We start from the raw sequence: 13,694 nt of genomic DNA on the forward strand, positions 1-13,694 counted from the left end.
GTATAGTTCACTCCTATTTTAGCTATATGAATTATAGCAGTGAACGGTCTAGACTTCAATATTCAGCACGTGCAGAATTTTCTATAACTGTTGCTGCCGCCTTCGCGATGACAGCAACGCTTCGATTTAGTTCGTCTTCCGTGTTTTCAATGCCTCCAAGTTCAATAACAAGAAGTGATGGGTCAAGGTCTTGATTGTACTTGCCGTCAACTCCCGGTCCATGCTTCATGATGAGATCACGCGTAATGCCCGGTACCAGTAGCTCCATCTCTTTTTTCAGCAACAGCGCTTTGGCACGATTACTCTCAAAATTCGGATGCTCCATCCCGATGACAAAACCAATTTTCGCATAATTTTCTTCATTGTGGACAATAGTCGTTCGATCTTTCTTAGGATCATCCCTATGAAGATCAATGATGAGATCATAATTTTTTTTATTCAATTGTTCTTTTACATACGGTCGAATGCTTCTATAGGCTCCTGTGTGGGGCACGTTGATAAATAGTGCATCAGTTTCAATGCCATTAGCTATAAGTTGCGTTTTTAATTTCTCACCAAATTTCGTTATATTCTCGGTTTGATGAGAAACAGCAATGACACCATTTTTTTCTTGCGTCACCGGTTTATAGGCTTCGGTTGAATGTGTGAAATAAAGAAGCGCTGTTCCCGGGTTCTTTACGACTATGTCTTCTTCAAGAATATTTATATCTTCTTCAAGAATATTTGCGGCATATACCATATACGATGTCTCTTTCATGAGCTTGGGGGCTTTCGCCGTTTGCCCACTTGGAATCAAATTGATAGCAACAGGAAACAGGAAGAGAACGAGTATAAGTGTGCCCCAAATTAGCGGTGTCTTTTTCAATTGGCATCCCTCCGTCTCCAACTATATGTGTCGGAAAACGGCTTCATGACTATTTTTTTAAGTCAGACATCCAAGTGGCCAATGAATCGGAAAGTGTATCTGCATAAATAGACACCCATGCATCAATCTCTTTTGGTGAGATGAATGTCCGGAGCTCATGGTTCGTCAATACTTCTTCAAATAATTGAATACGATCTTCATGCGGCCACGAAGCCCAATCACCGAAAATCGGTAATAGATTAGAACGGTCAGCATCTTTACTTTCATTATGCAACCACGGCGTAACAGAAAGGCGTGATGATGGGCTATCCTTTTCATTTATTTTGGAAGCGATATAGCCGAACATTGTATCAATGGCATCCGCAATCAAAACAGGTCCATCGACAACGGTTGGAATACCAATTGCGATGACAGGCAGTCCAAGTGTATCTTCCGACACTTCTTTTCGACTATTACCAACCCCCGAACCGGGATGAATACCCGTGTTCGTCAACTGAATCGTACGACAAAGCCTTGAGCTACTTCGAGCCGCCAGGGCATCGATGACAATCAAGACATCTGGTTTTATTTCCGCTGCAATTGCCTTAACAAAGTCCGCAGTTTCAAGACCAGTCTGTATCGTGACACCCGGCGCATAAACAAATACCTCACTGCCTTCTTCCGAATAATAATCAGGCACAATATTGCGCAGTCGATCCATTGTCATCGGACCCACCGCATCAGGTGTAATATCCCGATTGCCGAGGCCAATGAAAAGAATTTTACCTTTTCTAATGGCCGGCAAGTTCGCAAGCATCTCTCCCAACTTGTCGATTAACACGCGGGATAAATCATTCATGCCTTCAAGATCATCCGGTGTTAGCGTGGGTACCGTTAACGTAATGTATGATCCTTTTTTCTTGCCAATCCTTTTTTCACCTTCCGCATCAACAGTGACAGAAGTTACGACAACGCGCCCCAGTCTTGATTCACCAAACGTGACGCCGTCCTCTTCTTTCAACCTATTTTTTTCCGCCGCTGTTCGATGGCGGACCATTTCTTCACTTTCATCCAGAAGATCCGTCCTATAAAAATCATACTTAGTCATCCAATCACCTCACGCATCAGTTTGTGCGATGTATCGTGAAAATATTCTTAGACCAACAGAAAGTGGCTTTTTTAAACCGTCTTCCTTCCCGCGCGGTGAACTTTCGTTGCGGTCTTTTCGGCTTTTCTAGTTGCAATCTAGCTCGTGGTTTGTTAGAATAATGCTTGTTGTGAAAGTGATATCCTAAACTACGTGGAAACACTCTTGCCTTACCTGAAATTGGAGGTGAATGAAATGCCAAACATTAAATCTGCTATCAAACGCGTGAAACAAAGCGCTACTGCACACGAACAGAACTCACAAACAAAGCACGCAATGCGTTCTGCTGTCCGCAAAGCTGAAGCTGCTCTTGACGCTAAAACTGAAGATGCTACTGTTCTTCTAAAAGATGCTATCAAAAAAATGGACACTGCTGCACGTAAAGGCCTTATCCATAAAAACACTGCATCACGTCAAAAAGCTCGTCTTACTAAAAAAGCACTTTAATAAAGACAAGACCGCCCAGAATTCTGGACGGTCTTTTTTTTTATTATTTATTATTTCCGTAAAGGTTCCATAAAAAACAACTCCAAGATCCTTTCCCTTTTGCCACTCGTCGATTTCAATTTATAATCAATGACAGCCAGCTTGTCTAAAATCAACAGCAGTCGTCCGTCATTCGGTAGACTCCGATTTTCCATCATCAATTTCACCCTGTAGGGGTGGACACTCAACGTTTGAGCAATTTGATTTTGTTGATAACCTTTTTTTCGCAATAATCCCACATGAATCATCAAACGAATGTGGCTTGCAATAAGCGATGTTAGCATGATGGGTTCTTCCCCGTTACGCAATAGATCATGGTAAATTGAGACGGTATCCGCCACCCGTCCATTGACATAGGCATCCGTCAATCGAAAAACATCCATTTCAGGTGTTCTCGGGACAAGCAATTGGATAACCTCCGCAGTAATATCTCCTTCCCCATTTAAATAGGTCGCGATTTTAGCAAGTTCAGCTGACAGTGCTAGTAGACTATCTCCCGCCATTTGCACAAGCATTTCTGCATTTTGTGGGGCTATACGCGCACCGTGCGCACCTGCCTCCTGTTGAACCCATGTAAACAAATCCTTGCCTTGGAGTCGATTTGCTTCGATAACCGTCGCACGCTCTTTCATTTTCTTCGTAATCCGTTTCCGGGCATCCAATTTTTCATATGGGGCTATAAATACCACAATGGCTGTCGGTGACGGATTTGCTAACCACGCTTCCAGCAACTCCAAATTGTGCGTCACTTTTTCTTTGCCCTTATCTTTTGCAGTTAAAAAAGAGGCATTTCCTGCTATGATCAACTTACGATCTTCCAGAAATGGCAATGTATCTGCCTCTTCGATAACCGTATCAATTGGGGTTTCTTCCAAATCAAAGCGAATAACGGATGCATCGTCCAAATCAGGCAACGCCTTTTTTAGACGTGTAATCGTCGTATCAAATATATGTTGTTCGAGCCCAGTTAGTAAGTAGACCGAATCGATTTCCCCTGCGGCTATTTTTTTCCAAATTGCAGTCGCCACATTACTCACCTCTTCTATGTTGATCTCGTTCAATTATACAGTATTGCAAAACAACTGTATCAATTACGCCTCGGCGTAATTGTGTCCAAATTTTGAATTGTGCCCGCAGGATGCGGGTATGCAGTCGTTGCGACAGGACGTCGCGTATTTAGACTGCCTTCCTTAACTCCTTTCAAAATTTGTGACATCCGCCGGAGGCTCAATTTAATTTACAGGGAGCTTGAACTCCCTGTTGATTAAATTGAACAAATTGTGTCATTTACCGACGAACTCGGACAAAAGTTTGATTGCTCTGGATTTTTTGCCCGCTATCATCTATACTATAATGGAATTAGGAGGTGTAGCAATGAACGAATTTGAACACGACGTACAATCCAAACGTAATGATGCTATCGATTCAGGTATCGGCTTTATAGTAGCTTTTGTAGCTTTCTCAGCAATCTTTTTGGTTGCTACAGTTATCGATCTCGTCGCACGCTAATATTTTTCTAAAAACGGTCTTGGAGTTCCCTTATCGGAACAACAAGACCGTTTTTTCATGGCGCCATAACAGATACACCGTAGTGCTCTTTTTTCACAGTAACCGTTATTGAACCTACTTCAGCTGTTGATAACGTTGCTAGACCAAATTTACGAAATGTCTCCACAACTTCTGGATGCGGATGGCCATAGCGATTATTTTTACCAGCTGAAAAAATGGTCATTTCCGGTCGTATCGCGTCAATGAACGGTTCTGTACTAGAGGTTCGGCTACCATGATGCCCCGCTTTTAATATAAAAGAACGGAAATCTGCTTGTCCATATTGTCGAAGGAATTGCCGTTCACCTTCCGCTTCCATATCTCCCGTAAATAAAAACGAAGGACCTGTCGTGGTCATATATAAAATGAGTGAACTATCATTTCCCTTATATGACCCATCAGTCGGCCCCACGTAATGAAATGCCGCTGAACCTTCCTGCCATGAAACGCCTTTTTTCATTTGAAAAAGCGGGATTTGTTGTTCCTCTATAAGGTGCATGATGCTTCTCATCATCGTTTCTTGGTCACTGCGGGGGGCAATATGGACTTCACGCACTCGCAGGTCTTGTAGCACCTCATCCGCACCTTCGATATGGTCGGCATCTGCATGTGTCAGTATCAGCTTATCAATAGTCGTAATCCCTTGCCCTTTCAAATAAGGCACGACAATTTTTCTGCCCACTTCAAACGGCTTCGTCGGCGTTTTCCAATTCTTTTCTCCAAAAGTTACTGTTCCACCTGTATCAATGACATAGACCGCTCTGCGATAAGGCAGTTCAATCACAATACTGTCCCCTTGCCCTACATCGAGGTAAGTCACACGCAACGAACCATCCGTATAGGGAATGATTTGCATAGCGACCGCCGGTACAATGACAAATGGCAATGCTCGAAAAACACTTCCCCCTCGTTCACAGTGAGTAAAAAAATACAACACGCCTGCAACAGCTAACGCTGCCCATAGTGCATCCGGTTTCCCAGGTGTCCATAATTGGTATGGCAATGAAGCAAGTCCACTTGTAGCGCCACTAATCATCTCCCTCACAGGGACATACAACAGGAACAACATATCGGCAAGCCTTGGCAACAAAAACGTCGTCAATAAAAATAATATGTTTGCGGGCAAAATAATTATTGAATACAAAGGAACATAAGCAAGGTTCACAACAAATGACGATAAAGACAACTCAAAAAAATGAAACAATAACACAGGATAGAGCGCTAACTGACTAATTGAAGTAACATAAAAGGATGTCGCAAGTACTGTCTTAGCCTTTGCTAACAGAGCTGATGAATAAATGAGGGAACAAGCAGCTAAATAAGACAATTGAAAGCCTGGTTGAAACAACACAAATGGTTGATAGACAATAAAAATAATGGCACTTATCGCTAACGCGTCATCTAGTCTTACTCTTATGCGCCAAGACGTCGCCAGAAGGACCATGATGACCACTGACACCGCTCGCCAAACAGACGGGGCTCCACCCGCCATAATTGCATACAATGGCAACAAGACGACGAGCAGTATATCTACAGTCTCTTTCCTCATGGACATTCTGAGTAGAATTCCTCGGAATAGAAACGTTAGCAGTCCAACATGTAGCCCGGAAATAGCAAATAAATGAGTAATGCCGAGTGTCCGATAATTTGCCGCCAGCTCGTCATCCATCCCACTGCGGTCACCGATCAGCAGAGCCTCTGCTTCTACTTGGAGCGCTTCTGGAAACGTTGCTACAATATGATTTTTTACGTTGCGCCTATGTTCAGAAAGGCGGGTTCGGATACCTGATTTCCGTTCAACCTGGATAATCGAATCCGATTCAAAGATGCCTGACGCCCCGTACATCCTCATATACTTTGTCATGTTGAATGAGTAGTCATGAGAAGGTTTATCGGGATCACGAAAGGCACCAGACATCGTAAATGTCATGGACGGGATATTTATAGCAAGAAAACGCGTTTTTTCTTGTTCACTCGTAAATGAATAAATGGCGTACACCGTTTGTCCAGAAGACGTCTTGGCAAAGCCTTTCATTTTTCCACCGTCAATTTTCACGGCGTCCGACCAGGTCAATGAAAGCGTCGCTGGACCTTCATCTACTACTTGAGGAATTGTCATTGACATATAAAAATAGCAAAGAAATGCAGCCGTAACTGCGAGGATAGGTGTGAGAAGATCTTGTTTTCTACGCAAGAAAATGGGGAGTACTAACAGGTTACAAAATAAGAGATAAACCGGACCGTATGCAGCAAATGCTGATACGGCAACCGGAATAGCGATATAAATAAATCGTACACGCGACATCATTTGCCAAATAGGTCATCCACCCTTTGCTGATAAGGGGTTAGTTCGCTAGACTCGACTCCGAGCGCTTGCATTTTTTGCAACAGTTCATTGAACAGCTCCAACTTGCTGTCACTCGTAAAATCAACATTTTTTTCATCAAAAGGAATATGTTGCACAGTTACTCCCGATTGGGCAAATAGCTGGATAGCATACTCATTGTTACGATAGTCTGCCGAGTAAATGACCTGTTTTATCCCTGCCTGAATAATCGCTTTTGAGCATTGTAGACACGGGAAATGCGTAACATACAACGTCGAACCCGCAACAGGAATTCCATATTTCGAACATTGTAGCAAGGCGTTCATCTCTGCGTGAATCGTACGGATACAATGATTGTCGACGACATAACAACCATGATCGATACAATGGTCTCCGCCCGAAATGGAGCCGTTATAGCCCCCCGCGACAATGCGATTATCTCTAACAATCGTTGCACCGACTGCAAGTCTCGTACATGTACTTCTCACTGCTAATAAATGGCATTGTGCCATAAAAAACTGGTCCCACGTTATTCGCTCCATATGATTGCCTCCACCTGTATTAGTAATTGTAGGTTATTACATCATCACTTTACGGTAATTTGAGATGCCAGCTTATCAAATGTTTTCTGACCAATTCCGGAGACATCCATCAACGATTCGGGCAGTTTGAATAAACCGTGCTCTTCCCGGTATTGAATAATGGCCGCCGCTTTTGACGGTCCAATGCCAGGAATCGTCATCAGTTGCTGTTCATCCGCAGTGTTAATATTGATTTTTCCGTCATCTTGTTGGACAGTTGCCCCCATTATTACAAGTGATGGCAATTCCAAAGGCACTTCTCCTTCGACTGGCACATAAATGACCAATTCATCCACTAGTTTCATCGCATGATTCAGCGTGCGAGAATCAGCTGTTGGCAAATAACCGCCTGCTGCTTGAATGGCATCAATCAGTCGATCTTCTGGTTGCATCGAATAGACGCCGGGATGCAAAACAGCTCCTTTTACGTCCACAACAATAGCAACAGCAGCAATAGGCTCAGTCGTTTCTACTACTTTATCATGTTGTTCTTCAATTAATGCAGGGAATGGGTTTTGTTCGCTCATGACAATCATATTGTTGTCAGCCTGTCCTTTGGGGAGGAACAGTAAAGCGGATATGACAGCGATTGCTGCGATTGGGGTTATGATTTTACGCCATTTGCTAGATACAAACGAAAGAAACAGTACGTTCACCCTTTCTTCGGCGGCATCCATATGGAGTCTATTCCATTATATTGCAATAGACTCCATAAATCAATAATGCCTCAAGGTCTTTTTTAAGTACCAAAAAGACTAGGTTTATTTTCGTACTTGAAAAAATATTCGTTCACTTTCTTCATGCGGCGGCTCATCTTCCCAATCCGCAAAAATTCGCTCCATAGAAAAGCCTGCTTCCGTCAGCATCTCTACATAATCATGGACCTCAAACGTCCGTTGGCTATGTACTTCGTCAAAACGACTATACAATCCATTGTCTTGTTGAATAAAAAAGGCCAGTTCCGAATCCACAGAGTGGGGTTGTTCGCCCTCTTCTGTTTCCCATATGTATGCAATTCGACCGTCGTCAAAAGTAAAAGGGCCTTCCATGAAAATGACATCTGTTTTATACGTTGAATGGACATCAAAGACGAGTGCTCCACCTACTGCAAGCGACGCGTAAATATGCCGAAATGTTGACTGAACATCTTCTTTATCTGCTAAATAATTCAGTGAATCAATGGCAATCACTGCGATATCATAGCCACTAAAGCCGGTCAATTGTTGCATCGGTTGTTCGATAAATTGAACGGGCAAAGAGAGTGCTCTTGCCCGTTTTTCTGCTATCGCAAGCATGTCCGCGGAAAGGTCAATCCCCGTAACTTGCGCACCTTGTTTGGCCAGTTTCACGGATAACAACCCTGTTCCACATCCAATATCCAACAGTCGTTTACCAGCAATCCCTCCCGCTGCTTCGTCAAGTAGTTCAACGTAAGCATCGTAAGGAATGTCCGTCATGAGCTCATCATAGACAGCGGCAAATTCAGTATAGGATTGAGTCATTTTCCTTCAGCCATATTCAGCATCGGAGCATCTCCCCAAAGCTTTTCAAGGTTGTAGTAACCGCGTTCGTCGCGATGGAATACATGGACAACGACGTCACCTAGATCGACGAGTACCCATCTTGCTAAATCCATTCCTTCAATTCTTTTCACCATATAACCGTTTTCTGAAGCTTTATCTGCGACTTCTCTTGCAATGGCTTGTACTTGACGCTCTGAGTTAGCGTGGCAAATGATGAATTGGTCCGCGATTAGCGATACCCCTTCCATGTTCAAGACAACGATGTCTTCCCCTTTTTTATCATCCACTGCTTGATATGCTGCTGTTAGTAATGTAGTTGTCATTATGTCACTGTTCCCTTCTTGTCATGTGCTCATTATAACAGTCAATCGAGTCCGGAAAGACCGGTACTCTTTTATTCACTAGAAACTGCACTGACTGATAGATGCAAGCTTCCATTGCGTTTTCTAAACTCTCTTCCGCAAGTTGACGCAAGCGTTCAACCCCGGGAAAACTACGTCCTGGTTCAATCATATCTGCGACGTAGATGAGTTTTTCAAGCATGGACATATTGGAACGACCCGTCGTGTGATAACGGATTGCATTCAACACATCCTCATCCTCCATGCCAAATTCATCACGTGCAATCATGGCACCCACTGGCGCATGCCATAATTCATGGTGGTATGAAAAAAGTTGGGTATTCTCATGTCCTCGCTCAAGGGCAAGCTGTAAATCAGCTTTGTCCATACATTTAGCAATGTCGTGAAACAATGCTGCCTGCTCTGCTTGGTCAATTGAAATTTGGTGCTTTTTTGCAAGTGACTTTGCTGTTTCTGCGACGCGCAAAACGTGTTCATATCGCTCTTTTGACAATCGCAGTGCCAGCTGTTGCTTGAGTTGATTAACATCCATATAAACCCTCCTCACGGATAAACGCCTCCACTGCAGGCGGGATTAACAATTGGACTGTCCCTTGAGAAGCAAAACGTTGCCGTATTAACGTCGATGACAAATCAATTTGCGGAATATTTACAAGGACGATCGGATAATCTGTTACACCAATCGTTCCTGGCCGTCCAACTCCCACAAAATGAATCAGCTTCACAAGCTCGTCAATTCGATGCCATTCCGGCAATAAGTCAATCATATCACCACCGATAATGAAGTAAAAATCATTATCAGGCTCCAAAGTCTTTAACTGCTCTATCGTATCATATGTGTAGGAAATACCGCCCCGTTCGACCTCAAACGAAGAGACAACCAACCCATCAATATCTGCCGCAGCAAGCTCCGCCATTTGAAGGCGCTGCGTAGCCGTAGCATCACCAGGCGCCGCCTTATGGGGAGGCACCGCTGTTGGCATCAATCGGACTTCATCAAGACCAAGCGCATGTCTCACTTCATTTGCAACAAGCAGATGCCCCATATGAGGTGGGTTGAACGTGCCGCCCAGTATCCCAACTTTTTTCATAAGATCCTCCTTATGGCAATGGCAATTCGATGCGTTTTTTCTCTACTGACTCTTTATATAACACAATAATACTACCAATCACTTGAACAACTTCAATGCCTACTTGTTCGTCAAGCTTCGCAGCAATTTCGTTTTTGTCTTGCTCGCAATTTTGTAAAATCGTTACCTTGATCAATTCTTTTGCTTCTAGCGCCTCTTCAATTTGGTCAATAATTGACTGTGTCAAACCGCTTTTACCAATATGAACGATCGGTTGTAATGAATTTGCATTGCTACGTAAAAATCTTTTTTGTTTACCTGTTAACATGTGTTAACCTCCAAGAGTTGTTGTTATTTTTTGTATCATTTTTTCAGTATTTGGCCGAAAGCCTGTCCATGTTTCAAATGCGAGCGCACCCTGGTGAACAAACATGCCGACACCATTCATCGTTTGCGCGCCTTTTTTACGGGCTTCCGCAAGGAATTCTGTTTCAAGTGGATTATAAATGATATCGGCAACAACTGTCCCCTCCACCACATTTTTCGGATCTAACGGCATACCTAGTTGGGCGAAATTCATACCAACTGTAGTTGTCTGGACAATGAGTCCAAATTCAGCAAGCGTTGACTGTGCTTCTGTAATGGACAATAGCGTTGAATCCAATAATTCTGATGCCAATTGCTCGGCTTTTTCCACTGTTCGATTCGTAAATGAAATCGGTCCATACCCCATGCTATGGAGTGCGTAGGCAATGCCACGCGCCGCTCCACCCGCACCAATGATGAGCACTTTCTTACCCTTGCACTGTTCACCAAACATTTCCTCTAGCGAGCGGACAAAACCAAGCCCATCTGTATTGGAACCGACAAGCGTACCGTCTGGCAGAACATGCACTGTATTGACAGCATCCATCAGTTTAGCAGAAGGCTCCAACTGGTCCAGAAACGGGATAATCGTGCTTTTATGCGGCACGGTCACATTCCAGCCACTGCAACCAAGTTTTTTCAAGCTTGCTACTGCTTTCTGAAGTTCTTCTGCCTTTACATGAACAGGTATATAAGAAGCGTCAATAGCATTGTCAACAAACCAAGCATCATGCATGGCTGGGGACATCGACTGTGCGACAGGATCTCCGATAACGGCATACCATTTTTTCATAGGATATTCCTCCTTAAATTAAGGATGGTCGAAGCACAACATCGACGCCACGTGGCGCATGAATTGCAACAACAACACCTGGATGCTGGATTGTCACCCAACCAAGTCCTGAAATAACCAAATCCGTTTTCCCTTTTTTAACGGAAAACTCATGACGCACCAATGGCGGCAATTTCTCCAATGATTCACCAGATGGCGGCGCTAGTAGCTCACCTAAATGCTCTTTATACAACGCATCTGCATTGGATAACTTTGTCCGATGAATCGGTAAAAGATTGGATACATGAATCGAGAAAGAAGAACGATCTCCCGCAATGAAATCAAAGCGTGCAAGTCCCCCGATGTACAGCGTTTGTTCAGCATTCAACTGGAACACTTTCGGCTTAATTTCTTTTTTAGGCGTGATCGTTTTCAAATCTTGCGCATCCAAATAATGTGCAATCTGATGATCGTTAATGATTCCAGGTGTATCATAAATAGCCTTGCCGTCATCAAGTGGAATCTCAACAAGGTCGAGCGTTGTACCTGGGAAATGAGATGTTGTGATAACTTCTCCAATACCCGTCGCACTTTTGATGATGCGGTTAATGAACGTCGATTTGCCGACATTTGTACAACCTACCACATAAACATCTTTACCACGACGAAGTGTATCAATAGCTGTCAGGGCCTCTGGCATTCCTTTACCTGTATGGGCAGAAACAAGTAAGACGTCAATCGGCTTCAAGCCAAGTTTGGCAGCCTCTGTCTTCATCCAATTAATGAGGCGGTTTGGATTCAATGACTTTGGTAAAATATCCGCCTTGTTGCCAATCAATAAAATATCTTTTTGACCAACAAAACGGTGTAGGCCATTAATCCAACTACCATTGAAGTCAAAAATATCAACAACTTTGACGACCAAGCCATCTTTTTGACCAATACCATTTAAGATATTTAGAAAATCATCACCCGACAATGATACAGGCTGTAATTCATTATAATTACGCAGTCGGAAACAGCGTTTGCAAATCACATCTTCTTTTTCCAACGATGCAGGGGGTGCATACCCTTCGATTTTCGGATTGTCGGTTTGAATCGTAATTCCACAACCAATACATTTAATTTCTTCCAAATTTATTCCTCCCACTTCAACATGCCTTTACGTTTGAGATTAGCCATAATTCGTCTTTCCATCATTCTGTTAAACTTCGTGAAGAATCCGTCCGAGCTAGCAACCGGCACGACGAGTATCGTGTGCAATCCTGCTCTGTTACCGCCAAGAATATCAGTCATCATCTGATCCCCAATGAAAACCGCTTGCTCTTTCTCAATAGCCATCGTGATTAACGCCTTCTTGAAAGACTTACGTAACGGCTTACGAGCATCACAGATGAATGGAATGCCGTGCGGTTCACAAAATGCTTTCACACGATTTATATTGTTGTTCGAAACAATCATCACTTGTATACCAACGTCTTTCATCGATTTCAGCCATTCAATGATTTCAGCGGTCGCATCTGGCCGGTCCCATTCGACAAGTGTATTGTCTAGATCCGTAATAATGCCCTTGACTCCTCTTTCCATCAGTTTTTCTGGTTGAATATGAAAAACATTTTTGACGTATTCATCTGGCAAAAAATAGTTATACACGTTATCCACTCCGATATAGTACTGTTTCTGAAATGATTATAACATAATCGCGGGCTTTACATGTATTGTTGAACAAAAGTGTAAGGCAACCGCATGAAGTCTAGACGTGAAAATGCGGACATCCTGTATCGCCTGTCCGACTAAAAAATCGGTGATATGGCAGGACCCGACCGCATATGCTGTCATACAACGACACAGGAGGTGGCCCGATGAGCGGGTTTGTCATGGCAATTGTTCAGCTATGGCTCGAAGTTCCTGCAGTGATCGGCTATATTCGAGGGCAGGCTTTCCAGCGACCCCTTTCGAAGGAAGAAGAAGCGGCTTGCTTACAGCGCCTTGCAGAAGGCGACGAAGACGCTAGAGATGAACTAATTGAACGTAATATGCGCCTCGTTGCTCACATCGTAAAAAAATTCCATCCAAAACATGAATTACTTGATGATTATATCTCGATTGGAACCATCGGACTCATGAAAGCCGTCAACAGTTTTACACCTGACCGCAAAACGAAACTGGCTACTTATGCGGCCCGCTGTATTGAAAATGAAATACTGATGTATTTGCGCACACAGAAAAAAGTTCAAAAAGACGTTTCCCTCTTCGACCCAATCGGTATGGATAAAGACGGTCAATCACTGCAAATTGCCGATTTGCTTCAAACGGATGATGAAACCCCAGTCGAAACAGTTGAACACAAAGAACGCAAAGAACGATTATATCGCCATCTTGGAAAACTCGATGGTCGGGAACTCGAAATCATTCAAAGGCGCTACGGTTTGCTCGACGATCAACCCATGACGCAAAAAGAGATCGCAGAACAACTCGATATATCGAGAAGCTACGTCTCCCGCATTGAAAAACGCGCAATCGTTAAATTGTATCAGCTATTTAAGCATGAGTACAATGAATAAGGAAGGCATTTTGTAGTCGCCGTAAAAAAAAACAAAAAGGCGTTTCCATGCGGGAGTGATCCCAACATAGGAAGCGCCTCTTCTTTTTTACTCAGTCAAGCACGA

17 protein-coding genes are annotated in these 13,694 nt (G+C 43.4%); 3 read left to right on the plus strand and 14 right to left on the minus strand.

All coding sequences use genetic code 11. The annotated features are described in order from the left end of the window. Window positions 1–55 precede the first annotated feature (55 nt). The gene (gene spoIIP, locus R2B72_RS04500) at window positions 56–865 is read right to left on the minus strand and encodes a stage II sporulation protein P (RefSeq protein WP_318615097.1); all 810 of its coding nucleotides are present in this window, start codon (window positions 863–865) and stop codon (window positions 56–58) included. A gap of 49 nt (window positions 866–914) precedes the next feature. Next, window positions 915–1,952, minus strand: a complete 1,038-nt coding sequence (gene gpr, locus R2B72_RS04505) for a GPR endopeptidase (RefSeq protein ID WP_318615099.1) — start codon at window positions 1,950–1,952, stop codon at window positions 915–917. A 234-nt stretch (window positions 1,953–2,186) separates the two neighbouring features. On the opposite strand from gpr, the gene rpsT reads away from it, so the two are divergent. Next, window positions 2,187–2,438 (plus strand): 30S ribosomal protein S20, encoded by a 252-nt coding sequence (rpsT, locus tag R2B72_RS04510; protein WP_318615101.1) that lies wholly within the window; start codon window positions 2,187–2,189, stop codon window positions 2,436–2,438. 50 nt (window positions 2,439–2,488) lie between these two features. On the opposite strand, the gene holA is transcribed toward rpsT, so the two are convergent. Next, complete coding sequence (gene holA / locus R2B72_RS04515) at window positions 2,489–3,505, minus strand: DNA polymerase III subunit delta (protein WP_318615102.1); 1,017 nt, start codon at window positions 3,503–3,505, stop codon at window positions 2,489–2,491. Window positions 3,506–3,851: 346 nt separating this feature from the next. On the opposite strand from holA, the gene R2B72_RS04520 reads away from it, so the two are divergent. Further along, window positions 3,852–3,986, plus strand: coding sequence for a YqzM family protein (locus R2B72_RS04520; protein ID WP_318615103.1), 135 nt, complete (start codon window positions 3,852–3,854; stop codon window positions 3,984–3,986). A 55-nt stretch (window positions 3,987–4,041) separates the two neighbouring features. On the opposite strand, the gene R2B72_RS04525 is transcribed toward R2B72_RS04520, so the two are convergent. The 11 genes from R2B72_RS04525 to R2B72_RS04575 all read right to left on the minus strand — a co-directional run bounded on the left by R2B72_RS04525 (window position 4,042) and on the right by R2B72_RS04575 (window position 12,678). Continuing rightward, window positions 4,042–6,333, minus strand: a complete 2,292-nt coding sequence (locus R2B72_RS04525) for a DNA internalization-related competence protein ComEC/Rec2 (protein WP_318615104.1) — start codon at window positions 6,331–6,333, stop codon at window positions 4,042–4,044. Continuing rightward, window positions 6,330–6,893, minus strand: a complete 564-nt coding sequence (locus R2B72_RS04530) for a ComE operon protein 2 (RefSeq protein ID WP_318615105.1) — start codon at window positions 6,891–6,893, stop codon at window positions 6,330–6,332. The genes R2B72_RS04525 and R2B72_RS04530 overlap by 4 nt, the downstream gene beginning before the upstream one ends. Before the next feature lie 44 nt (window positions 6,894–6,937). After that, window positions 6,938–7,609 carry a helix-hairpin-helix domain-containing protein gene (locus tag R2B72_RS04535; protein ID WP_318615106.1) on the minus strand — a complete coding sequence of 224 codons (672 nt, stop codon included), beginning with the start codon at window positions 7,607–7,609 and terminating at the stop codon, window positions 6,938–6,940. Window positions 7,610–7,693: 84 nt separating this feature from the next. Further along, a complete protein-coding gene (locus R2B72_RS04540; protein WP_318615108.1) occupies window positions 7,694–8,434 on the minus strand; it encodes a class I SAM-dependent methyltransferase in 741 nt (246 codons plus the stop codon). Continuing rightward, a complete protein-coding gene (gene rsfS, locus R2B72_RS04545; protein ID WP_318615109.1) occupies window positions 8,431–8,778 on the minus strand; it encodes a ribosome silencing factor in 348 nt (115 codons plus the stop codon). The genes R2B72_RS04540 and rsfS overlap by 4 nt, the downstream gene beginning before the upstream one ends. 4 nt (window positions 8,779–8,782) lie before the next feature. Then, window positions 8,783–9,349: a bis(5'-nucleosyl)-tetraphosphatase (symmetrical) YqeK gene (yqeK, locus tag R2B72_RS04550; RefSeq protein WP_318615110.1), complete on the minus strand. Its 567-nt coding sequence runs from the start codon at window positions 9,347–9,349 to the stop codon at window positions 8,783–8,785. Then, complete coding sequence (locus R2B72_RS04555; RefSeq protein WP_318615111.1) at window positions 9,339–9,908, minus strand: nicotinate-nucleotide adenylyltransferase; 570 nt, start codon at window positions 9,906–9,908, stop codon at window positions 9,339–9,341. The genes yqeK and R2B72_RS04555 overlap by 11 nt, the downstream gene beginning before the upstream one ends. A 10-nt stretch (window positions 9,909–9,918) precedes the next feature. Then, window positions 9,919–10,215: a ribosome assembly RNA-binding protein YhbY gene (gene yhbY / locus R2B72_RS04560; RefSeq protein WP_318615112.1), complete on the minus strand. Its 297-nt coding sequence runs from the start codon at window positions 10,213–10,215 to the stop codon at window positions 9,919–9,921. A 3-nt stretch (window positions 10,216–10,218) separates the two neighbouring features. Then, window positions 10,219–11,046 carry a shikimate dehydrogenase gene (aroE, locus tag R2B72_RS04565; protein WP_318615113.1) on the minus strand — a complete coding sequence of 276 codons (828 nt, stop codon included), beginning with the start codon at window positions 11,044–11,046 and terminating at the stop codon, window positions 10,219–10,221. A 13-nt stretch (window positions 11,047–11,059) separates the two neighbouring features. Then, complete coding sequence (gene yqeH, locus R2B72_RS04570) at window positions 11,060–12,160, minus strand: ribosome biogenesis GTPase YqeH (RefSeq protein ID WP_318615115.1); 1,101 nt, start codon at window positions 12,158–12,160, stop codon at window positions 11,060–11,062. Between the two features lie 2 nt (window positions 12,161–12,162). Further along, window positions 12,163–12,678: a YqeG family HAD IIIA-type phosphatase gene (locus tag R2B72_RS04575; protein WP_318615116.1), complete on the minus strand. Its 516-nt coding sequence runs from the start codon at window positions 12,676–12,678 to the stop codon at window positions 12,163–12,165. Window positions 12,679–12,887: 209 nt separating this feature from the next. On the opposite strand from R2B72_RS04575, the gene sigK reads away from it, so the two are divergent. After that, a complete protein-coding gene (gene sigK, locus R2B72_RS04580) occupies window positions 12,888–13,589 on the plus strand; it encodes an RNA polymerase sporulation sigma factor SigK (protein WP_318615118.1) in 702 nt (233 codons plus the stop codon). Window positions 13,590–13,694: the final 105 nt, after the last annotated feature.

Source organism: Sporosarcina sp. YIM B06819 (genome assembly GCF_033485175.1).
In the GTDB taxonomy this organism is placed as follows: domain Bacteria; phylum Bacillota; class Bacilli; order Bacillales_A; family Planococcaceae; genus Sporosarcina.